Below are 18,595 nucleotides of genomic sequence, written 5' to 3'. Positions count from 1 at the left end.
TCAAAAATACTTGTATTTTCCACAATTAATCCTTTCATCCAATAAAAATATTGCCATTTCTATTGATAAAATATGATCATTACACTATATTCTTTTCCATCGACCACATCTTTTGATCCTAGTGATCCCTTGCCTGAGTATCTAGCTTTTGATGAATTTAGAGGCGTTGGCATGAGACTCCGTTTCATCTGTCTTGATAGTGATAAATACACGGTTGTCACTATTCTCCCTAATCGCTATAAGCGCTCCATTATCAGGTATTTTGAGAAGTATTCAGCTCAAGATCGGGAGCGGGTTAAGACTGCATCGATGGACTTAAACTGTTATTATGACGTACTAGCTCGTAGACTATTCCCAAGTGCGGAAATCATCATTGATCGCTTCCACCTTATACAGATGGTTACTAGATCGTTTAACAGCTACAGAGTCTTAGTTATGAAACAGGCAGACAAGAACCGTACGGATCCCGAAAAAGGCCTCAAGCATTGAATTTATAAGGGATGCTGGAAGCTGTTTTTGAAGAAATACACGGAATTAGAGGGGCAGAAACAATTTTTTGACTGGCGCTTAAAGTGCTCGTACACACCTGTTCAAATCGTTGATAAAGGACTTGAATACGACGATGTTTTACGCTCATCATACGACTTCATGCAAGACTTTATGATAGCCCTGCAGGACATAAATAGCACCAAGATAGCTGAGCTACTAGACAGCGATATTAACCAATACTGCGACCAATTAAAGACAACGATTAGGACCTTCAGAAAGAACCGGAAGGCTGTTATTAATGCGGCCAAATTCAGCTACTCCAACGGCTGCCTAGAAGGCTTTAACCGCAAAATCAAACAGATCCAGCGGACTACTTTCGGATACAGAAATTTGACAACTATGCTCAAGCGTATTCGCCTTGAACAAAAGAATGTCCCAATTCAAAAAGCATCAAGCAAACGATTTGCTTGATGCTTCAAAAAAATAGACTTGACACCCCATCAGTAAGATTTGACAGAGAGCCAAAATCATTTATCGTAACGCGCGTCTGTAGCCAGCTGCTTTTGCTTGCGCCTCAGTTCTGAAGTAAACGGCATTTGCTGAACTCATCCGGTAACCCGCTTGCCCCGGGACATGGTAGATCTTAGAACGACGGTTACCAACAATCCGCCCAGTAGTTGACGTTTTAATCTTCTTTTTGGATGTAGAATAAGACTTTTTCTTTACAACTTTCTTGACAGTCTTCTTTTTAGCAACATAGGCTTTCTTCGCCTTACGAACAGTTCCAGAAACTACACTTGTGCCGTCCTTATAGTTCAGCTTCACACCCGGCTGAACGTTAAATACATAAACATGATAGCGAACAGCATTTGAGCCAACGGATTGTGCCTCCATTTCCACGCCGCGTGCCAATAGCTCTGTCCCCTTGAACACAGGATTAACTCGATAGCGTACGTAGTGAGACTTAGACGACCGTAGGTAGTTGGCTACAATATTTTCGTACTTAAGCATCCCTGGGTCGTTCAACTGGCGAGTACCAGTAATCAGATTCTTTGGATTATTGTTCTGACCAGTCAACTGATAGCCGATCAGATGACTACGATTGTAGAGCCAACCACTAGCAATACGCTTATTATGCCAACCAGTTGGATCCCAGTATAAAGCTTCTCTTGGCTGGGTGGGCATCAGCTTTTTGTTAAGTAAGGCGTTGGCTACACGAGCACGGTTATAGCCATCCAGATTACTGCACTTTTGCCAAGAACCACGTTTCTTGGATAAATCCTTCTTCGAGAAGTTAGGCTTGTTATTGTCAACAGTAAATACAGCTTTTCCGCTATAGTTAACATTAGCTAAGTTAGTAGCAGCATTTACATTACCACCAAACGTCAGCATAGCGAAAGCAACAGTAATAACAGAAGTTACTTTTGCAAATTTTTTATTCATTTTCTTTCTTCTCATGTTGCAGCAGATAGTCACACAGTAATACTTATCTGCTACTTCTTTTTAAACTTATTGATGATATCGTTTAGCTCAAACTTAACAAACGAATCATCAATACTCACTGGTACATATAGGATCATTCCGTCTGAACTCTGATAAACACGATATTTTTCAGCAACAGGAGTTATTTCCTTAGGAACTGTAACTCCTTTTGAATAACCAAGCTTTCTCAATTTAACCTTTGATATTCTAGACACCTCCAAATCTTTCGGTTTATAGATTTAATCATCTATTTCCATATGGACAAGTTGCTTGTAAATGTCGGTCATTCTAACAGGTTCATACTGATGATAAATCGTCTCAACCGGCTTTACTTCAATGTCACCATCCTCATCAGTATCGTATGAGCTGAACAAGTCCATTTCTTCTTGTTGAGGTGCTACAATTGACTCAAATGTTTGCTCCTTACGCTGAACATAAAGTCGACCATTCTTGGAAAATGTATCCCACTCACTAAAAATGATTGGGTCATCAGTGCTTGTCTTGTAAGTTAATGCATTCCCTTGTGCCATATTTGCTCGAATGATAACTTTAGCACTCTTAATAACTCTTTCGTTTTGCTTAGCATCAGAACTTAATGTTTGAATCCTAGAAAGATAGTCTGTAACAAATTCCTGAAACATGTTCATAACTATCATTTCAACATTGTCTTCCATTAGCTCAATCCCGTAAAGAGAAGTCAAAGCTAATAGAGAATTATCTTCAAATTCAGCAATATTCTTACTTTCTTCGAAGGCAACTTTCATTTTACGTTTCAGGATTTCTACAAGGAATACACCTTCTCCTGCAGACGGTTCAAGAAAGGTTGCCCTAAGGTCATTAACCTTTGCAGAGATTTCAGGAAAGAAAAAGCCCTAGATAGGCGGTTAAGCCTAAATAGGGCTAAATAGTTGTCAACAGAGCTATAATCGCTACGCGTTTATAGAACTATTGATAAACACAATTATCAATTAAAATTTACTCGTTCTTATCTCTAACAGCCAGATGCCAAGTGAAGAAACCAGTATCAATAATAACTGCCAAAACACTCCAGATTACTAGGTCACTGTAGCTCCCAGCATTAAAACCCATTAATCCACAGATTAGCATCATTATTAAACCAGCAATGTCGCCCCCTAAGCCTTCTCGCTTACGAGTCACGATATAAACGATTCCAGTTGCTAAGTATAACACTGCAACCAAAAATCCAGATGAGCCACTAGTTTCGCCATTGTTAGCTAACGCGTTACCCAGGCCAACTGCTGATGACTGGAATAATATAAAAGCTGCTAAAACGATCATCATAATACCAACAACTAATTTGGTAGTTTTCATTCGATCCTCCCAATTAGCTGTTAAAGTTAATGGTCATGTCATAATTATGACTGGAGTTGTCATCGTCATAATCATCGGTATCATAGTCAGAATCAAACTTAAAGCGTAAACTATGTACACCTGATACATCACTTAAATCTTTGAGCAAGTAAGTAACATTTCCTGATTTGGTAACACCTTTGCTAATATCTCCATCCCAGCTTTCTGCTGCATCCTCCTCTTGTTCATTCTTAACAATTATTGTCCCTTGACAAGGATATGAGCTAATGTCGCGGTTCGCAGTAACACTCATATGAAGTTGTACTGCACCATTAAATTCATTGCCATCAGAGTCCTTATAGGTAGAAGCAAACTTATAAAAAGTTACTTTATCCACCTTAATAGTCGCAGCATTCCAAGAAGTATCTGAATATTTTAAATTATATGACTTGGAGTCAGAATATTTCAATTTGTCAAAATCGTATTCTAAGACCTTATTATTGCTTGATGAACTTGAGGAACTAGTCTTTGAACCTGTTGCCTTTCCTGTTTTTGATGACTCTGAAGAAGATGGTGCAGATGAAGATGAGTCACTGTCACCACTATTGCCAATTAAATTGAATACCATGAAGACAGCAACTGCGATAATTAACCACACCCACCATTTCTTATACCAAGGTTTCTTAGTATTATTTTCCTTATCAGCCATAATGAACACTCCTTAAATATAAAACTTGCCTAAAGGGCTTTCTCATTTAAGAAGTATATATATATATATTGTCAATAGCAAATTCGGTATTTTTTAAGGCTTTCCATAACTCTTTTCGAATAATTAAATATGAGCCATAATTTCTTTTTGATAATCTCCAAATTTATACAAATGAATCGGATCTCAAGTAATATGTTCCGCGGCCTACCCCACGCTTGACGATAACATTCTTCTCAACAAGTTCTCTGAGCGACTTCTCTACTGCAGAACGGCTTAGTCCTGGACACAGTTCCATAATTTCACTTTTAGTAAATTTGCCAATTTTCATATTTATTGCCTTATGAACTTGGTCTACTGCGGTCGATTTCTGATCCACAATATCAATTCGTTCTTCAAAATCACGATAAGCTGCAATGATGATTTGTAAGAGATATTTGATGAACGGCGTGACATCCTCCGTCCCTTCTCTCCAACCTACCTGACTGTCGTTTAAAGCCTGGTAGTATAACTGCTTAGTTTCGGCAATCTTTTTTCAAGAGAAACATAACGACCAACGACATAACCTGAACGATACAGCAGCAGGGTAGTTAATAGCCGGCTCATCCGCCCATTGCCATCACTGAATGGGTGGATACATAGAAAATCATGGATGAATATCGGAATCAATATTAGTGGATCAACATCTTCTGAAGCTAATTCCTCATTATACTGCCTACAAATCATTTTTATTTGGTCTTGGAGCTATTTACCATCCACTTATTAGTACACCGAAAATCGCAAAATTCACGAAGAAAGGTGCATATTTTTCTAATTCCTACGCCTTTCAGGAAAAAACACCAAGCAAATAAATTGCTTGGTGTGACAACAATTAATATTACACCCGCCGTAAAACAGTTGGGTCAAAAGAGCTGGTATCGGACACGCCCGTGTACATCATTATTTCGCGGAGCTGGGCGGTCAGCTGGGCGAATTTGTTCTCAACGCCCTTGCTGCCATCTTGTAAAAGCTCTGGCAAAATTGCGCGGCCTATCAAAACCGCATCAGCGCCCAAAGCTAGAGCCTTGTAAGCATCATAGCCAGACATGAGTGATCCGTCAGCAAATATGGTCATCCCGTTGCCCTTCAAGGCATCCCGGATTTCTGGCAAAACTGCTAGCGGCGGAACGCCAAACGGCAACCGGCCATGGTGGTGGGAAACAACGATCCCGCCACAGCCCGCCTCTTGGGCCTTCAGGGCATCCCGGATGGACAAAACGCCTTTTGCGATAAAAGGCAGATCGGTTTGGGCAGCGTACTCTGCCAGGTCGGCGGCCGTGATTGGGCCAAGCGGGATGCCGTCGACCACGTCATAGTGGCCATCGGTCCCCGGCACGTGGTCAATGTCGATCCCGACAGCAACCGCGCCAAGGCGCTCCGCCGTCTTAATCTCTTGGTAGATCCGCTCATGGTCGGCAAAAGGCTTGATGATGCGGACAGTTGGGCCAGCGTCTTCGACGATTTCGGCATACTCGTCATCAGGTTCCATCCCGATCCAGTTGAGAACGCCAAGCTTTTTGGCAGCTTGGACTTTTTCCTGCATGGGCTTGCGAGTCTTGTCGGGCAGAACCTTATTCAGGTGGGAGACCGCAGCGAGGGTCATGGGCAAGGCATACTTTTTGCCAAAAATCTCCGTGGTCAAATCAGGTTCGACGGCATCGATGATCCGCATCTCGACCAGTAAGCTGTCCAGGTAGGCGCGGGCGTGGACGTTGGCGTCATCGGCCTGGCCGCTGGTCACAGGAATCATCCCCGGCGGGCCCGGCCAAGGGCTATTAGTGTTTTTCTGTGGTTCAGGCTTGGCCATCAGGGATGCGGCGCTCGCGGCATCGGTGGCGCCAGTGGTTACATCAGTCATTGTTGTTCTCTCCTTCTGTTTCGTTACTAGTAGTATACGGCATTTTGAGGAAATGACGTAAGAAAAAGGATCAAGGAGACTTATAACCTGTGTTGAGATATGGAAAATGGTAAGATAGACATACAACCTAACTAACACCCGAGGTAACACCATGACCAAACAAATCCTACAAGTCGGCTTTTTAGGCGCGGGCAAAAGCACCCACCGCTACCAAGGCCCCTTTATTGCTAAATTAACTGACAAATTCCACATCAAAACCATCTGGGCCCGGAACCTTTCCCACGTCAAGTGGGAGCAGATCCCTGGCGCCGTCTACACCGAAAACATCGATGACGTCCTCCAAGATCCGGACATCGACTTAGTCGTGATTTCCCTGCCCGTCCTCCACTATGAATATACGAAAAAGACGCTCCTGGCCGGCAAAAATGTTGTCTGCGAAAAGCCTTTTACCGAAAGCCGGGCACAAGCTGAGGAGCTTTTTGACATAGCTAAGGAAAAAGGTCTTCTTTGCATGTGCATCCAAAACCGCCGCTTTGACTCCGACTTCTTAACTGCTCAAGCTGTGATTGAATCTGGCCGCCTAGGTGACATTTACGAAGTCGAGATGCACTACGACTATTACCGCAAAGACGTGGTTGATGCTGGCAAATTTGACCCCTTCGGCTCCTTCTTGTACCAGCACGCCTGCCACACCCTGGACCAGGCCATCAGCTACTTCGGCATCCCGCATGACTACAACGCGGAAGTCAAGCAACTGCTGGGATCTGGCCGGATGAACGACTATTTTGACATCGACCTCTACTACGATGCGCCTCTCAAGGTCAACGTTTCCTCTTCTTACATGCGAATCAAGCCTCGGCCAAAAATTACCGTCTACGGCACTAAGGGCATGTTCGTGAAAACCACTGAAGACCGGCAAGAATACGACCTGAAGCGCTTCTACCTGCCAACGCCAGACCACCCCGACTTTGGCCTTGACCGCGAGCGCGACTATGGTACGGCCTACTACTATAATGAGCATGACGAGTACGTGGAAGACCTGATTAAGACGGTCAACGGCGACTACTCCCGCTACTACGAGGCCGTTTATGACTCAATCGTGAGCGGCGCAGCTCCCCTAGTCAAGCCGGAGGAGACGTTGAAGCAACTGGAAATTTTGGAAACTGGCATCAAGCAGTGCCAGTAGGAGGCATTAATGAAACTTCTTCCATGGTCTTACAATAATGAAAAAGTAGAAGGCTACACCGTTCCAGCCTATGAGGACGGAAAACTTTTTAACATGGGCTTCATCCCTGGGCAAGAAGCCGCAGTTATTGCCAACCGGGAAAAATTAGCTGAGTACCTGGGCACCGATCTGGACCACATGGTAGCACCCAACCAAAAGCACACTGACGTTTTGAAACAGGTCACCCTGGCTGATGGCGGCGAAGGGATGCGGTCCGTGTCCAAGAAGCTGGACGCCGTTGACGCCACCTACACCCGGAACAAGAACCTGACTCTCCTCACCTTCCATGCCGACTGCTGCCCGGTTCTCCTTTACCATGAGCGTGAAGAGCTAATCAGCGCCATCCACTCCGGCTGGCGGGGCACCGTGCAAGAAATCGTGGGCAAGACCACTAAATACCTGATTGACCAGGAAAATTGTGAGCCCCGCTACTTCCACGCCTACATCGGGCCTAGTTTAGAGCAGCGGAATTTCGAAGCCATGGACGACATCATCGACCTGGTCAAGCAGATGTCCTTTGACACCTCCAGTTTTTATTTCAAAAAAGACCCTACCCACTATCTCCTTGACTCCAAGGGCCTGATCAAGCAGCAACTCCTGAACTTGGGGGTACCTGATGAAAATATTGAAGTGTCACCTTATTGCACGACTGAACACGATGATCTGTTCTTCTCCTACCGGAAGAACAGATCACCCTATCGGAATATTTCTATTATCCGCATGAAATAAAAATCGTTAGTATCACTTGACTTAGAGTAGAAAAAAGACCTGCAGCTTTGATGTGACCCCCAAAATTGGGACAAATTAGTATTAAGCCGTTAAGGTTGTTAAAACATGATTCCGATATTCAATCGGGGTCATGTTTTTTCGTCCTGTCTTGATTCTTACGTTGTTGTAGTAATCGATGTATTTGTGAATAGCTTGCTCAAGCTCATTTAGGTCCTTGTATTTATGTTCTTGCCCGTAGAACATCTCCCGCTTAAGAAAGCCGAAGAAGCCCTAAGTCTAGAGAAACCTGGCTAAGTGCTTCACCGCCTAGCAGAACTCTATCAATGGCAGTAAGCTTGAAATTAGCAGTATATTTCTGTTGAGGGCGATCCAGAATATCTTCACCATGTTTTTGAATCAAGTCCACCAAATACTGGGTTCCTCTACGCCCCATCCCATACTTCCGCCTAAGGTAGGTGCCCCTTCTGCGATCGTCTACCCATTCGTGGTAGATAGCAAGTTTGATTTCTTTAGTGTATTTAGTCATGAAAATGACCCCCGAAATTAGTGTCCTAATTTCGGGGGTCATATCATCTTTCCCAGCTACTGGCCGCTTTATCTATTTATCTTACAACATGGTCCGGATCTGCTGGCCGTTTAGCCAGGCAGTCACATTTTCAAAAGCCATCTCAGCTCTTCTGTCAATTGATTCTCTTGTATCAAAACCAACGTGCGGGCTGCAGACCAAATTCGGAACTCCGATGAGTGGATAACCCGCTGGCAGTGGCGGATCCTGGTCAAAGACGTCAAGTCCTGCCTTAATCCGTCCTTCTTTTAATGCCGCAGCCAACGCTTCAGTATCTACGACCGGACCTCTGGCCGTGTTGATCAGAATGGCCCCTTCCTTCATCTCGCCGATCTCTTTTTCACCAATCAAGCCTTTGGTTTCCGGAGTCAGCGGTGTATGAATGGAAACAATATCCGCTTCCCGCATCACTTCATCCAGTGACTTATATTCCAGGCCGAGGTTAAGGGCGGCCGCCTTTTGACTGCGGCTATAGCCGATTAGCTTGCAGCCAAAGGCTTTAAAAATCTCTGCTGTCCGGCAGCCAATCGCTCCAGTACCAACAATCCCAACAGTTTTGCCTGCCAGTTCATGTCCCTGCAGGCCGCCCTTGCCCTCACCAGCTTGCACAGCCTCATTGCCGGCACTGATATTTCTGAGGCAATCCAAAGTCAAACCAATCGCCAATTCCGCCACCGCGTCATTGCAGTAGCCGCCGGTGTTAGAAATCTTGATCTTTCTCTCCTTGCAAGCTTCCAGGTCAACATGATCAATCCCGACAAAGGCAACGGATATAAATTTCAAATTTTCATCCGCCAGGATCACTTCACCTGGCAAGGGGTGGTTGGCGATAATCAAGGCATCCGCGCCCTCGCTCCGCTTCTTTAATTCTTCAGTATCCGTTGAAAAGCTGTCATAAGCCACAAATTCATGTCCCTGCTTGGTCAATTGTTCTGCCAGCTTGTTCAAGCTCTCCTGCTCAATGCCAAGCGGCTCCAGCAATACAATCTTCATTTCTTGTCTCCTTGCTTTTTACCTTACAAACACATAGACGAGAAAGCGTCTACATCAAAACTATTATCGCATTTTTATCGTTTCTTTGCCAAGAATAGAAATACTTTACTATTTTTGAAGTGATTTTCTTGACATTAGTCTACACAGGGACTAAAATCAAGTTATTGTCCACGAGGAGACTTTTTTATGAACTTAAAAAACCACGAAAGCATTTCAGAATCAGTAACCCTGGCCAGCGTCCGGGCGACTTACGCGTATGAGCAATATGACAAGCTCATGGGAATCACTCAGTACGAAAGCATCATTCTATATGAGCTCTTCACCCACCCCCGCCTGTCACAAAAAGAGCTCGTCTATAGAAGCGGCATCCCCAAGCAATCCATCAGCAAGGGGATCCACAATCTAGCTGAGCTCGGCTACCTGGAAATCAGCTCTGCTGACCAAGACAAGCGGGTCAAGTACTGCGCCTTGACTGAGTCCGGGCTTGCCTATGCCCGGGAAAAAGAAGGTGAAATCCTGGCTATCGAGAAAAAGGTGATCGACAAGCTGGGCTTTGACCGGGCAGCTTTGGCCTGCCAGATTCTGGATGAGTGGTCTGATCTCCTCAGCAAGGAAATAGCTAACTTAAAGGAAGAAAAACAGAAATAATGAAAATTCTCTTGCCATACTTCAAGCGATATAAAAAAGACGTTTTCCTGACTTTGATCACCATCGTCTTTTCAGCTTTTGCCACCCTCTACCAGCCCCGCCTGCTCCAGCAGGTGCAAAATGAACTACTGGCTGACCAGCAGCAGGCCGTCATCCGGGACACCGCGATTTTGATCGGCCTGGGCCTTTTATCCATTATTACCGGGGTCCTCAACGTTTACTACGCCTCTCGGATCACCCAGGGCGTGGTCAGCGACCTCAGAGAAGACACCTATGCCAAGATCCAGACTTTCTCTCTGGCCAATGTGCAGCAATTCTCCTCTGAATCCCTCAGCGTCCGCTTGATCAACGACATGCAGCAAATCATGAACATGATCATGACTATCTTCATGCAGCTGATCCGGATGCCTTTGATCCTCATCGGGTCAATCATCATGGCCATCGTCACCATCCCCCGCTACTGGTGGGCGGTTGTCGTCCTCCTGGCCTTGATCATGGGTCTGGGCGTTGTGGCAGTCAAGCAAATTACCACCATGTTCGACAAGTTCCAAATGTACATGGACAAAATCTCTGGCCGGACCGGGGAATTTTTGCAAGGGGTCCGGGTGGTAAAATCCTTCAACCAAAGTCCCCAGGAAATTGCCAAATTAAACAAGGATTCTGACGAATTAAACGAAGTCAACATCAAGGTCGGCTACTGGTTCTCCACCATCCTGCCTGGTGCCCAACTGATCTCCTACCTGGTCATCAGCTTAGTGGTCTACTTGATCGGGACCAGCATTCTCCAGCATCCCCAAGACGTTTCCGTCATCACTCCATACGTCAACTATGTTTTGACCATGCTCTTTGCCATCCTGCTGGTCGGCATGGCTGTCATGCAGATTTCCCGGGGTAACGTCTCCTTACGGCGGATCCAGGAAATCATGGACACCCAGCCAGACGTTGTCTTCAATGAAAAAGCCCCGGAAGACGCCTTGGGCGGTTCAATTGAATTTGATGACGTCTCCTTCACCTACCCAGATGGCCAGCAGCCCGTCTTAAAGCACATCTCCTTTGCTGTTGCACCGGGCCAAATGGTCGGTATCGTCGGGGCAACCGGGTCGGGTAAGTCGACCCTGGCCCAGCTGATCGCCCGCCTCTATGACCCAACCACTGGGAAAATCAAGATTGGCGGCAGTGACCTCCGCCAGGTTAATGAGAATGCCCTCAGAAAGACGGTTTCCTATGTTCTGCAAAAGGCTGTTCTCTTCTCAGGAACCATTGCTGACAACCTCCGCCAAGGGAAAAAGGATGCTACTTCATATGAACTGGAGCGAGCAGCGCAAATGGCCCAGGCCAGCGAATTCATCCAGCGCTACGATGAGACTTTTGACCATGAAGTTGAAGAAAGAAGTGCCAATTTCTCCGGCGGGCAAAAGCAGCGTCTATCTATCGCCCGGGGGATCATCGCCGGCAGCCCGATTTTGATTCTGGATGACTCAACTTCCGCCCTGGACGCGGAAAGCGAAAAGCTGGTCCAGGAAGCCCTGGAAAAGCAGCTGCCTGACACGACCACGATCATGATCGCGGAAAAGATCGTTTCTGTCATGCACGCGGACAAGATCCTGGTCCTTGATAACGGCCGCCTGGTTGCTGAAGGCACCCACGAGGAACTGCTCAAGACTTCCCCGGTTTACCAGGAAATCTATAAAACCCAGAAAGCCAAGGAAAGAAAGGAGGAACTTTAATGTCAGACAAGCAAAAGTCGCTTACTTATTTGACGAAATATCTGAAAAACTACAAAAAGCCGACCTTAATTTCAATTGCCTTCTATCTGATCGCGACCATCGCCCAGGTCATCGCTCCCTCCCTTTTGGGGCAGTCGGTTACGAACTTGTCGGCTTTTGTTAAGGGGCACGGCAGTCTTGGCGTCTTCTACCAGGCCTTAGCCTGGATGGCCGGCTTTTATGCCTTTAACTCCGTGGCCACCTACATCGCCTGGATGATGATGACCCGCTTTAATGCCAATGCCAACAACGACATGCGCAAGGGCCTTTTCGGCAAACTGCAGCGGATGACCATCCGGTATTTTGACACTCACCAGGACGGGCAGATCCTGTCCTTATTCAACAGTGACCTGGACAACATCTTCAACGCTTTGAACAATGCCTTTTTTGAAATTATCTCCCAGTCTCTCCTTTTCGTGGGCACGATCATTGTCATGTTCGTCATCAACTGGAAGCTGGCCCTCAGTGTTGTAGCTACTACCCCTTTGATCTTGCTTTTGAGCTGGATCATTATGAAAAAAGCCCGGGTCTACCTGGACCGCCAGCAAGACCGGGTCGGTGAGCTCAATGCCTACATCAACGAGCAGCTCAACGGGGAAAACGTGATCATCACCCAGGGCCTCAGGGACCAGTCAGTTGCCGGTTTTAAAAAGGAAAATGCTAAGGTGCGGGAAGCCATTTTTAAGGGGCAGTTTTACTCTGGTATCCTTAACCCCTTGGTTAACGGCTTCTCGCTGTTAAATTTCGCGATCGTGATCGCCACTGGCGCTTACATGATTATGACCAAGCAAGTCAGCCAGGCAGCTGGTCTGGGTTTGATCGTGACTTTTACTGAATATTCCTGGACTTACTTCCAGCCGCTGACTCAAGTAACTTCCATCTACTCCATGCTCCAACTTGCCTTGACCGGTGCCCGCCGCCTTGAGACGGTTGAAGAGCAGGAAGAGGAAAACACGGTTCCTAATGGCAAGACTATTTCTGGCGTAAATGAAGCTGTCCGCTTGGAAGACGTGCACTTTGGCTACACTCCAGACAAGGAAATCCTGCATGGGGTATCAATTGAAGTGCCAAAGGGACAGTCAGTTGCTGTCGTTGGACCGACCGGGTCTGGTAAGACCACGATCATGAACTTGATCAACCGTTTCTATGACGTAAACAGCGGGTCCGTAACTTTTGACGGCACAGACGTCCGGAACCTTAAGTTGGAAAATCTCAGAAGCAATGTCGGGATTGTTTTGCAAGACTCAGTCCTCTTCTCTGGAACGGTAGCTGACAACATCCGCTACGGCAAGCCGGATGCTACCATGGATGAAGTTATTGCCGCGGCTAAGGAAGCTCAGCTGCACGACTTTGTCATGACCCTGCCCAAGCAGTACGACACGCCGATTGAGAATGGCCAGGCCAATTTTTCAACTGGACAAAAGCAGCTTTTGTCAATTGCCAGAACCATTCTGGTCGACCCGGCCTTCTTGATCCTGGATGAAGCAACCAGCAACGTCGACACGGTTACGGAAGAAAAGATCCAAAAGGCCATGGACAACGTGATTGCTGGCCGGACCAGCTTCGTGATCGCCCACCGTTTGAAGACGATTTTGAACTCAGACAAGATTGTCGTATTAAAGGACGGCCAAGTCATTGAAGAAGGACCGCACGCCGACTTGATCAAGAAGCGCGGCTTCTACTACAAGCTCTACACTAGCCAGATGGCTTTTGAATAAGGGATACATGCAAAAAGGACACCTGTCACGTAATGTGATGGGTGTCCTTTTCTTATCTAGGTTTTTAGATACTTGATCTCTACTTTATTCAGTCTTACCGCTATAGTTGGCAATCCCGCCAATGTTTTGGACTTTGCTGTAGCCAGCTTGCTTAAGCCAGGCAACTGCTTGGCCGCTCCGGTTGCCGCTGCGGCAATAGACAAAGAGTGGGGTATCGAGGTCTGTGATCTCGCCTTGGGCAGACTCGATCTTGCTCAAGGGGATATTGATGCTGGCCGGGATGTGCCCTGCTGCATACTCATCCTCTTCTCTGACGTCGATCAGTTTAGCCCGCGGCGTTTTCTGGTATTCTTCAACGCCGGCGTTAATGTCATTTGCTTGAAATAGGCTCATGTGTTCCTCCTTAAATTTGCATTAATATATCGGATTATAGCATATCATTCATCCATGCGTTTTATCAGCAAGCTGCTTACCCTGCCGCAAGCTTGGAGAAATGGCCTGGTGGGCGACAGCATCCCTGCTTTAATCACTGAGCTTTGCCTGCTCCTGATCCAGCTGGAGCTCAGCTTGCTGATGATCGCGGCTGAATTGATCACGCTCATCAATTCGACCTACAGCTATTTTGAATTCAACACACAGACGCAATTGATCTTATCAATTTTTGAGTTGCTGATCTTATTCGATGCCCGCTTGTACATAATATCTTTTTGATGACGAAGCAGAATCTTTTACTATCAAAGATTATTGGAGCTATTTTGACAAGTCAGACCAGACTTGGCTTGTCATCTATGTTTCTTCTCTGTTTGTCCCCTTCATCTCCGCCAAATTAACCGGCCTGCCGCCCTACCCGACTTTCGCGGAACTTGACCAGTTATTTCCTTTCTAGGAGTGTGCGGCCAGTACTTTTTACCAGCTGATAAATGCTATAATTCATATAGTAATTTTACACACTCTGGAGGAAACTATGACTACAGTATTTTTACTTTTAGTTGGGGGCAGTTTGGCTATATTGTTGGTCGACCTGGTCATTTTGCTGAAAGCTAGAGAAAAATTGGCTACTGGCAGCAAAGAAGCAGCTGCACCTTACGACAATTTCTCCAAGCTAACCCTTTCTGCCTTTGCAATCCAAATTCTGTTCAACATGGTCTACTTGTGGAACTACTGGAGCTCAGCTTTTTCCGCCACTGCCTTGACCGCCCTCCTCCTTTTTGCCGGCAATCTATTGCTAGAATTCGTCATCTTCTGCGATGACTTCTTAACAGATGCCAGATACAAGAGCCTGTGGGCCTACTTCAAGAGTCTGAAGAAGAGGCAGCAGTTTTGGATCATCGCAGTTGTCGTGATCACTGCCTTTGCCGGCCTGATCAATTTCTTCCCGGCTCCTTAATTGCCCTCCCTGCTATAGCAGGGATTTTTTGTCGAAAAAGTAATCTGGGAGTAATCCATGTCCAAAAACAAATCTACCATTGATCTGACCTCTGGCCGCATCAGCCTTGGTCTGGTCAAATTTGCCCTGCCCCTGATGGCCGGCAACGTTCTCCAGCAGTGTTACAACTTAACAGACACTTTGGTCGTTGGCCGCTTTATTGGTAAAAATGCCTTAGCCGCTGTCGGCTCAGCCTATACCTTAATGATCTTTCTGACCTCCATCATTCTTGGTCTCAGAATGGGCTGCGGAGCCTTTTTGTCTTAGCCTTAGCCACCGTCATTTCCCAGTACTTTGCCGGCCTATGTTTAACCATATATGCCTGGAAACATTTTCCCCAGCTGCGTTTAAAAAAGCGGCCAAGGTCTACGACCAAGCTATCAGTAAGAGAATCCTATCTTTAGCCGGCTTGACAGCCCTGCAGCAATCGATCATGAACCTGGGCATGGGCATCCTCATGGTGCAGGGCCGGATCAAGCAAGGAAACCGGCAGGCCAGTTGGTGGATTCTGGCCTTCTGCCTGGTTATCAGCAGTCTGGTCGTCTTTTGGGCGAAGCCCTTGCTAGCCCTCTTTAGCAGTGACCCGGAAGTAATTCAGATCGGTATTGGCTACTTGCGGATCGAAGGCAGCTTCTATGCCTTGATTGGTTTCTTGTTTATGTTCTATGGCTACTTCCGGGCAATTGATGAACCAATGATCTCAGTTGTTTTGACCATCTTTTCCTTAGGTACCCGGGTTCTTTTGGCCTACCTCTTGTCCGCGGTTCCGTCAATCGGCTATATCGGAATTTGGGCCAGCATCCCTATCGGCTGGGCCCTGGCCGACTTAGCCGGGCTTTACTACCTGCACAAGAAGGCAGTTAAACCAGCTGACTGATTTTTCGATAATTCAGAAATTCTGTTAATAATCTGAGGAGTTAAATATGCATATTGTTTTAACTATTATTTCAATCATTGGCCTGCTTTTAGCCATCGCCTGCCTGGCCTTACTGGCCAATACCCGAAAGCTTTTGATCGGCGGAGCTGATATTGAACAATTCTGGCCAAAACGCCGGCGCTTTATGTATTGGACCAACATTTTCATGTTAATTCCAAACGCAATTTATCTGTTTCTGACAATTGCCAGTTACTTTTTAGCGGACTTTGAGCCGTCCTTGTTACTCACCTTTTCTACTATGGCCATGGACCTTTTAATTGGCATCAGCATTATCTTTACTGACTATTTCATCACTGACGAGAAGATCAGCTTCAAGGAATTCTGGTCCAGCAGCAAGACTAGCACGAAGGTCTACTCGATAAGCTTGATTCTCCTTGTTATTTTGACTGTAATCTTAAACCTGCTCATCTATGCCTGGGGCCTGGACTAAAAAATACCCGCCAGCTTGCTAAAAACAAGTCAGCGGGTATTTTATTTTTTGAGGAAAAATTGACAAAATCAGCTAAGCAGTTTCATTTATTCAACGATGCCGAAGCCGCCAGTCCAGGCGATTTATTCGCTAGCTGCCAGGGTCATTTGCAGGAAACCAGTTGCTTCTAGTTCTCTTGCCCGCTTCAAGGCGCCGGCGTCAAATACCCGCAAAGGGCTGCCAGCTAAAGCTTCCTTGATGGTCCCCTTAGCTTCCTGGTCATCGCTAGCCAGAATGGCTTGAATGGTGCAGTACCGGTCGTGCAAACAGATCTTGACGGGACACGGACAGTTGACATGTCAATCTATGCTGACCCTTCAATGCTCGAAATGGCAGAAGAAGCTATTTCGAAATGGAATGAGGCACTGGCCAAGTACAAGGTCAAAATCAGCGCTACTTACACGACTAGCGTGAGAGACCTTAAGAAGGGCGTGACCATTGCTGTTATGGAATCCGCTTCAAACAGCGAAGCAATCAGCTCCTACCAGCGGGCAGGACAAAGCGACATTACCTTGGAAAGACATGCCGGTCTTTCAATGGCTGTCGTAAGAGACATACTTAAAGGCAATGGCATTGGTGACGTCTACAACAAGTCCGGTACGATCACCGCAGGCGATACGCTGAAGAACTCCCTGTTCACCGTTCAAATCAACACGGATGGTATTCGGCAGACTAGCGCCAATGCGAAGGATGCAACTTTCAAGACCTTACTTCTCTAACTGCCTCGTCTTTCAATAATTGCTCCTTACTTTCTCTAAACATTATTGTCTTAATAAAGAAGAGCAAGTTATTGCACGCTCAATGTCATTAAGTTAAGACATTGACTTTGAACGGGGAATGTTTTAGTCTGGAGCACTAGCAGTAGAATAATATTGAATCGGCAATAACAATGTTTAGATATGCAGTTTGATTATTTTTTTAAGGTCTGGCGAAATTGTTTTAACAAAGTTGAATTTTGCCAATATGTTATTGTTTTGCTTTTTAGAAATTATACTATATACTAATTGCACTCTCTTATCTGCTACGTTGTTGTAGTATATGATGATGTAGAAATTAGTGGTATCAAATAAGATTGCATTTTTGAAACGGTCAATTCTGGTATCAGAATAACGAACCTTTAAACTTGGGGTATTAGAGGTCTCAGTTGCGTTTCCCGGGGTAAGAATAAGTTGTAAGTTGTTAGGAATGTTTCTCGCAACTTTAAACGATGTTATTGCGGGAATCCAGAAAAAAGAGAGAAAGCAGAAAATATCGAGAAGTTTCGAGCCAAGGTCAGCGTCTGAAAAAAGTGTGATAGCTACGATAATACAAATGAAAATGTAAATTAGATGCCCTAATATTCTTTGCCATTTTTTTATGTTATATAAAGAAATAAGACTGTAAAGGTGCAGCAAATAAAAGCATTTAAACTTATCCCAGAATGTTAGCTTGCTAGTAAAGGTTATGCTCTCGGTAGTATCCATAAGTACCTCTTAGAAAAATAATTTATATTCTAATTTTAGCACATTCTAAAAAGGACGGAGGTGAAAAGCTCATAAGTGTATATCCTGAATTAATTGCGTTTGCCATCTGGCTCGTTAGCCTAGCTTTGTTAACTATCTTAAGGCGAATCCATGTAAAGAACCGAAAGCTAGAGCAAATTGTTACTATAGTAGAGCAAGTTCTTGCAGACTACGTTGCCCTGTACCGCCGGATTGGCTTTTCTGATCAGGAAAAGCAGAACATCATTAATTCAATTGTTGCCATCTTGCCATTGATCGTTGATGCTGCTGACGGCAAGGTTCCTGTCGTGGCCGCGGGTGGTCTGGTTGACAAACGAACCGTCAGAGCAGCCTTCGACCTTGGCGCGGAAGGCGTATATGCTGGGACCGCATTTTTGGCAACTGAAGAATCTCCATTAGCTGAAAACATCAAGCAGGACATGCTCAAATATGATGCCGATGACTTGCTTATGTTCCGCGCGCCTAATTCCTTCTACCGGTCATTGCCTGGTGAGTTGCCAGAAAAGCTGCTCGAGATGGATAAGCAAGGCAAGTCGGCTGCTGAAATCTGGGCTGCGGCTGGTGACTATAACTGCCTGCTGTACGGGATGCATGACGGCGATCTTAGCCGCGGAATTGCCTCTTTCGGTCTGGGCATCAGCTCAATTCACAGCATTGATCCTGTCAGCGTCGTAGTCGACCGCCTGAACAGCGGTGTAATTGCCTAATTCCTTGAACGGATGACGACTTAAG

Annotated in this window: 21 protein-coding genes and 4 pseudogenes; 13 read left to right on the top strand and 12 right to left on the bottom strand. The window is 45.7% G+C overall.

The genetic code is table 11. The features are described from left to right. Window positions 1-72: 72 nt before the first annotated feature. Window positions 73-960 (top strand): annotated as a pseudogene (locus tag LJ046_RS10435) (ISL3 family transposase). Window positions 961-1,020: 60 nt separating this feature from the next. Here the strand turns inward: LJ046_RS10435 and LJ046_RS06625 are convergent. From LJ046_RS06625 to LJ046_RS06595, 7 genes are all read right to left on the bottom strand, one after another. Continuing rightward, a complete protein-coding gene (locus tag LJ046_RS06625; RefSeq protein ID WP_002876967.1) occupies window positions 1,021-1,932 on the bottom strand; it encodes a DNA/RNA non-specific endonuclease in 912 nt (303 codons plus the stop codon). Window positions 1,933-2,210: 278 nt separating this feature from the next. Then, window positions 2,211-2,735 (bottom strand): hypothetical protein, encoded by a 525-nt coding sequence (locus tag LJ046_RS06615; RefSeq protein WP_002876970.1) that lies wholly within the window; start codon window positions 2,733-2,735, stop codon window positions 2,211-2,213. Window positions 2,736-2,946: 211 nt separating this feature from the next. Continuing rightward, a complete protein-coding gene (locus LJ046_RS06610; protein WP_002876972.1) occupies window positions 2,947-3,303 on the bottom strand; it encodes a hypothetical protein in 357 nt (118 codons plus the stop codon). Between the two features lie 13 nt (window positions 3,304-3,316). Then, window positions 3,317-3,991, bottom strand: a complete 675-nt coding sequence (locus LJ046_RS06605) for a hypothetical protein (protein WP_002876973.1) — start codon at window positions 3,989-3,991, stop codon at window positions 3,317-3,319. Window positions 3,992-4,154: 163 nt separating this feature from the next. Beyond that, on the bottom strand, window positions 4,155-4,286 hold the full coding sequence (locus LJ046_RS10710; protein WP_418287612.1) for a hypothetical protein: 132 nt from the start codon (window positions 4,284-4,286) through the stop codon (window positions 4,155-4,157). Window positions 4,287-4,480: 194 nt separating this feature from the next. Further along, window positions 4,481-4,714, bottom strand: a complete 234-nt coding sequence (locus LJ046_RS10430) for a Fic family protein (RefSeq protein WP_072557721.1) — start codon at window positions 4,712-4,714, stop codon at window positions 4,481-4,483. A 151-nt stretch (window positions 4,715-4,865) separates the two neighbouring features. Continuing rightward, window positions 4,866-5,885, bottom strand: a complete 1,020-nt coding sequence (locus LJ046_RS06595; RefSeq protein WP_002876975.1) for an alpha-hydroxy-acid oxidizing protein — start codon at window positions 5,883-5,885, stop codon at window positions 4,866-4,868. A 163-nt stretch (window positions 5,886-6,048) separates the two neighbouring features. Between LJ046_RS06595 and LJ046_RS06590 the strand changes: the two genes are divergently transcribed. After that, window positions 6,049-7,071: a Gfo/Idh/MocA family oxidoreductase gene (locus LJ046_RS06590; RefSeq protein ID WP_035176431.1), complete on the top strand. Its 1,023-nt coding sequence runs from the start codon at window positions 6,049-6,051 to the stop codon at window positions 7,069-7,071. 9 nt (window positions 7,072-7,080) lie between these two features. Further along, window positions 7,081-7,839 (top strand): peptidoglycan editing factor PgeF, encoded by a 759-nt coding sequence (gene pgeF, locus LJ046_RS06585; RefSeq protein ID WP_002876977.1) that lies wholly within the window; start codon window positions 7,081-7,083, stop codon window positions 7,837-7,839. 81 nt (window positions 7,840-7,920) lie between these two features. Here pgeF and LJ046_RS10425 read toward each other — a convergent pair. The 3 genes and pseudogenes from LJ046_RS10425 to LJ046_RS06570 all read right to left on the bottom strand — a co-directional run. Then, window positions 7,921-8,106, bottom strand: a pseudogene (locus LJ046_RS10425) (IS3 family transposase); the annotation flags it as partial. Next, a pseudogene (locus LJ046_RS10645) lies at window positions 8,105-8,365 on the bottom strand (IS3 family transposase); the annotation flags it as partial. The pseudogenes LJ046_RS10425 and LJ046_RS10645, both read right to left, overlap by 2 nt. An 81-nt stretch (window positions 8,366-8,446) precedes the next feature. Next, complete coding sequence (locus tag LJ046_RS06570; protein ID WP_002878466.1) at window positions 8,447-9,397, bottom strand: 2-hydroxyacid dehydrogenase; 951 nt, start codon at window positions 9,395-9,397, stop codon at window positions 8,447-8,449. 186 nt (window positions 9,398-9,583) lie between these two features. On the opposite strand from LJ046_RS06570, the gene LJ046_RS06565 reads away from it, so the two are divergent. From LJ046_RS06565 to LJ046_RS06555, 3 genes are read left to right on the top strand one after another with little or no spacing between them, the layout of a single operon-like run. Next, window positions 9,584-10,045: a MarR family winged helix-turn-helix transcriptional regulator gene (locus LJ046_RS06565; RefSeq protein ID WP_002878465.1), complete on the top strand. Its 462-nt coding sequence runs from the start codon at window positions 9,584-9,586 to the stop codon at window positions 10,043-10,045. Continuing rightward, complete coding sequence (locus tag LJ046_RS06560; RefSeq protein ID WP_002878463.1) at window positions 10,045-11,772, top strand: ABC transporter ATP-binding protein; 1,728 nt, start codon at window positions 10,045-10,047, stop codon at window positions 11,770-11,772. The genes LJ046_RS06565 and LJ046_RS06560 overlap by 1 nt, the downstream gene beginning before the upstream one ends. Further along, a complete protein-coding gene (locus LJ046_RS06555; protein ID WP_002878462.1) occupies window positions 11,772-13,529 on the top strand; it encodes an ABC transporter ATP-binding protein in 1,758 nt (585 codons plus the stop codon). The genes LJ046_RS06560 and LJ046_RS06555 overlap by 1 nt, the downstream gene beginning before the upstream one ends. 84 nt (window positions 13,530-13,613) lie before the next feature. Here the strand turns inward: LJ046_RS06555 and LJ046_RS06550 are convergent, their stop codons facing one another. Next, window positions 13,614-13,922 carry a rhodanese-like domain-containing protein gene (locus LJ046_RS06550; RefSeq protein WP_002878461.1) on the bottom strand — a complete coding sequence of 103 codons (309 nt, stop codon included), beginning with the start codon at window positions 13,920-13,922 and terminating at the stop codon, window positions 13,614-13,616. Window positions 13,923-13,976: 54 nt separating this feature from the next. Between LJ046_RS06550 and LJ046_RS10420 the strand changes: the two genes are divergently transcribed. The 5 genes from LJ046_RS10420 (at window position 13,977) to LJ046_RS06525 (ending at window position 16,322) form a co-directional block, all read left to right on the top strand. Beyond that, the gene (locus LJ046_RS10420) at window positions 13,977-14,240 is read left to right on the top strand and encodes a hypothetical protein (RefSeq protein ID WP_002878459.1); all 264 of its coding nucleotides are present in this window, start codon (window positions 13,977-13,979) and stop codon (window positions 14,238-14,240) included. Between the two features lie 253 nt (window positions 14,241-14,493). Further along, a complete protein-coding gene (locus LJ046_RS06540) occupies window positions 14,494-14,916 on the top strand; it encodes an ABC transporter ATP-binding protein (RefSeq protein WP_231127991.1) in 423 nt (140 codons plus the stop codon). Between the two features lie 57 nt (window positions 14,917-14,973). Further along, window positions 14,974-15,222, top strand: coding sequence for an MATE family efflux transporter (locus tag LJ046_RS06535; RefSeq protein WP_035176576.1), 249 nt, complete (start codon window positions 14,974-14,976; stop codon window positions 15,220-15,222). Between the two features lie 37 nt (window positions 15,223-15,259). After that, the gene (locus LJ046_RS06530) at window positions 15,260-15,832 is read left to right on the top strand and encodes an MATE family efflux transporter (RefSeq protein ID WP_057709464.1); all 573 of its coding nucleotides are present in this window, start codon (window positions 15,260-15,262) and stop codon (window positions 15,830-15,832) included. A 46-nt stretch (window positions 15,833-15,878) separates the two neighbouring features. Further along, a complete protein-coding gene (locus tag LJ046_RS06525) occupies window positions 15,879-16,322 on the top strand; it encodes a DUF1751 domain-containing protein (RefSeq protein WP_002878456.1) in 444 nt (147 codons plus the stop codon). A gap of 122 nt (window positions 16,323-16,444) precedes the next feature. Here the strand turns inward: LJ046_RS06525 and LJ046_RS06520 are convergent. Then, window positions 16,445-16,597 (bottom strand): annotated as a pseudogene (locus LJ046_RS06520) (NAD(P)-binding domain-containing protein); the annotation flags it as partial. 24 nt (window positions 16,598-16,621) lie between these two features. Between LJ046_RS06520 and LJ046_RS06515 the strand changes: the two are divergent. Next, on the top strand, window positions 16,622-17,080 hold the full coding sequence (locus LJ046_RS06515) for a hypothetical protein (RefSeq protein WP_231127989.1): 459 nt from the start codon (window positions 16,622-16,624) through the stop codon (window positions 17,078-17,080). A gap of 869 nt (window positions 17,081-17,949) precedes the next feature. Continuing rightward, the gene (locus tag LJ046_RS10415) at window positions 17,950-18,570 is read left to right on the top strand and encodes an NAD(P)H-dependent flavin oxidoreductase (RefSeq protein ID WP_002878451.1); all 621 of its coding nucleotides are present in this window, start codon (window positions 17,950-17,952) and stop codon (window positions 18,568-18,570) included. Window positions 18,571-18,595 lie beyond the last annotated feature (25 nt).

This window comes from Lactobacillus delbrueckii subsp. jakobsenii ZN7a-9 = DSM 26046, from assembly GCF_001888925.1.
Lineage (GTDB): Bacteria > Bacillota > Bacilli > Lactobacillales > Lactobacillaceae > Lactobacillus > Lactobacillus delbrueckii.
The sequence above is the reverse complement of the archived record's forward strand: the minus strand, read 5'-3'. Positions and strand labels throughout refer to the sequence as shown.

Coding starts and splice junctions, on each gene's coding strand:
- LJ046_RS06615 (WP_002876970.1), bottom strand. CDS start 2,735: ATGAAAGTTGCCTTCGAAGAAAGTAAGAATATTGCTGAATTTGAAGAT.
- LJ046_RS06610 (WP_002876972.1), bottom strand. CDS start 3,303: ATGAAAACTACCAAATTAGTTGTTGGTATTATGATGATCGTTTTAGCA.
- LJ046_RS06555 (WP_002878462.1), top strand. CDS start 11,772: ATGTCAGACAAGCAAAAGTCGCTTACTTATTTGACGAAATATCTGAAA.
- LJ046_RS06605 (WP_002876973.1), bottom strand. CDS start 3,991: ATGGCTGATAAGGAAAATAATACTAAGAAACCTTGGTATAAGAAATGG.
- LJ046_RS10430 (WP_072557721.1), bottom strand. CDS start 4,714: ATGATTTGTAGGCAGTATAATGAGGAATTAGCTTCAGAAGATGTTGAT.
- LJ046_RS06625 (WP_002876967.1), bottom strand. CDS start 1,932: ATGAATAAAAAATTTGCAAAAGTAACTTCTGTTATTACTGTTGCTTTC.
- LJ046_RS06565 (WP_002878465.1), top strand. CDS start 9,584: ATGAACTTAAAAAACCACGAAAGCATTTCAGAATCAGTAACCCTGGCC.
- LJ046_RS06570 (WP_002878466.1), bottom strand. CDS start 9,397: ATGAAGATTGTATTGCTGGAGCCGCTTGGCATTGAGCAGGAGAGCTTG.
- pgeF (WP_002876977.1), top strand. CDS start 7,081: ATGAAACTTCTTCCATGGTCTTACAATAATGAAAAAGTAGAAGGCTAC.
- LJ046_RS06530 (WP_057709464.1), top strand. CDS start 15,260: ATGTTTAACCATATATGCCTGGAAACATTTTCCCCAGCTGCGTTTAAA.
- LJ046_RS10710 (WP_418287612.1), bottom strand. CDS start 4,286: ATGGAACTGTGTCCAGGACTAAGCCGTTCTGCAGTAGAGAAGTCGCTC.
- LJ046_RS06560 (WP_002878463.1), top strand. CDS start 10,045: ATGAAAATTCTCTTGCCATACTTCAAGCGATATAAAAAAGACGTTTTC.
- LJ046_RS10420 (WP_002878459.1), top strand. CDS start 13,977: ATGCGTTTTATCAGCAAGCTGCTTACCCTGCCGCAAGCTTGGAGAAAT.
- LJ046_RS06525 (WP_002878456.1), top strand. CDS start 15,879: ATGCATATTGTTTTAACTATTATTTCAATCATTGGCCTGCTTTTAGCC.
- LJ046_RS06535 (WP_035176576.1), top strand. CDS start 14,974: ATGTCCAAAAACAAATCTACCATTGATCTGACCTCTGGCCGCATCAGC.
- LJ046_RS06540 (WP_231127991.1), top strand. CDS start 14,494: ATGACTACAGTATTTTTACTTTTAGTTGGGGGCAGTTTGGCTATATTG.
- LJ046_RS06550 (WP_002878461.1), bottom strand. CDS start 13,922: ATGAGCCTATTTCAAGCAAATGACATTAACGCCGGCGTTGAAGAATAC.
- LJ046_RS06595 (WP_002876975.1), bottom strand. CDS start 5,885: ATGACTGATGTAACCACTGGCGCCACCGATGCCGCGAGCGCCGCATCC.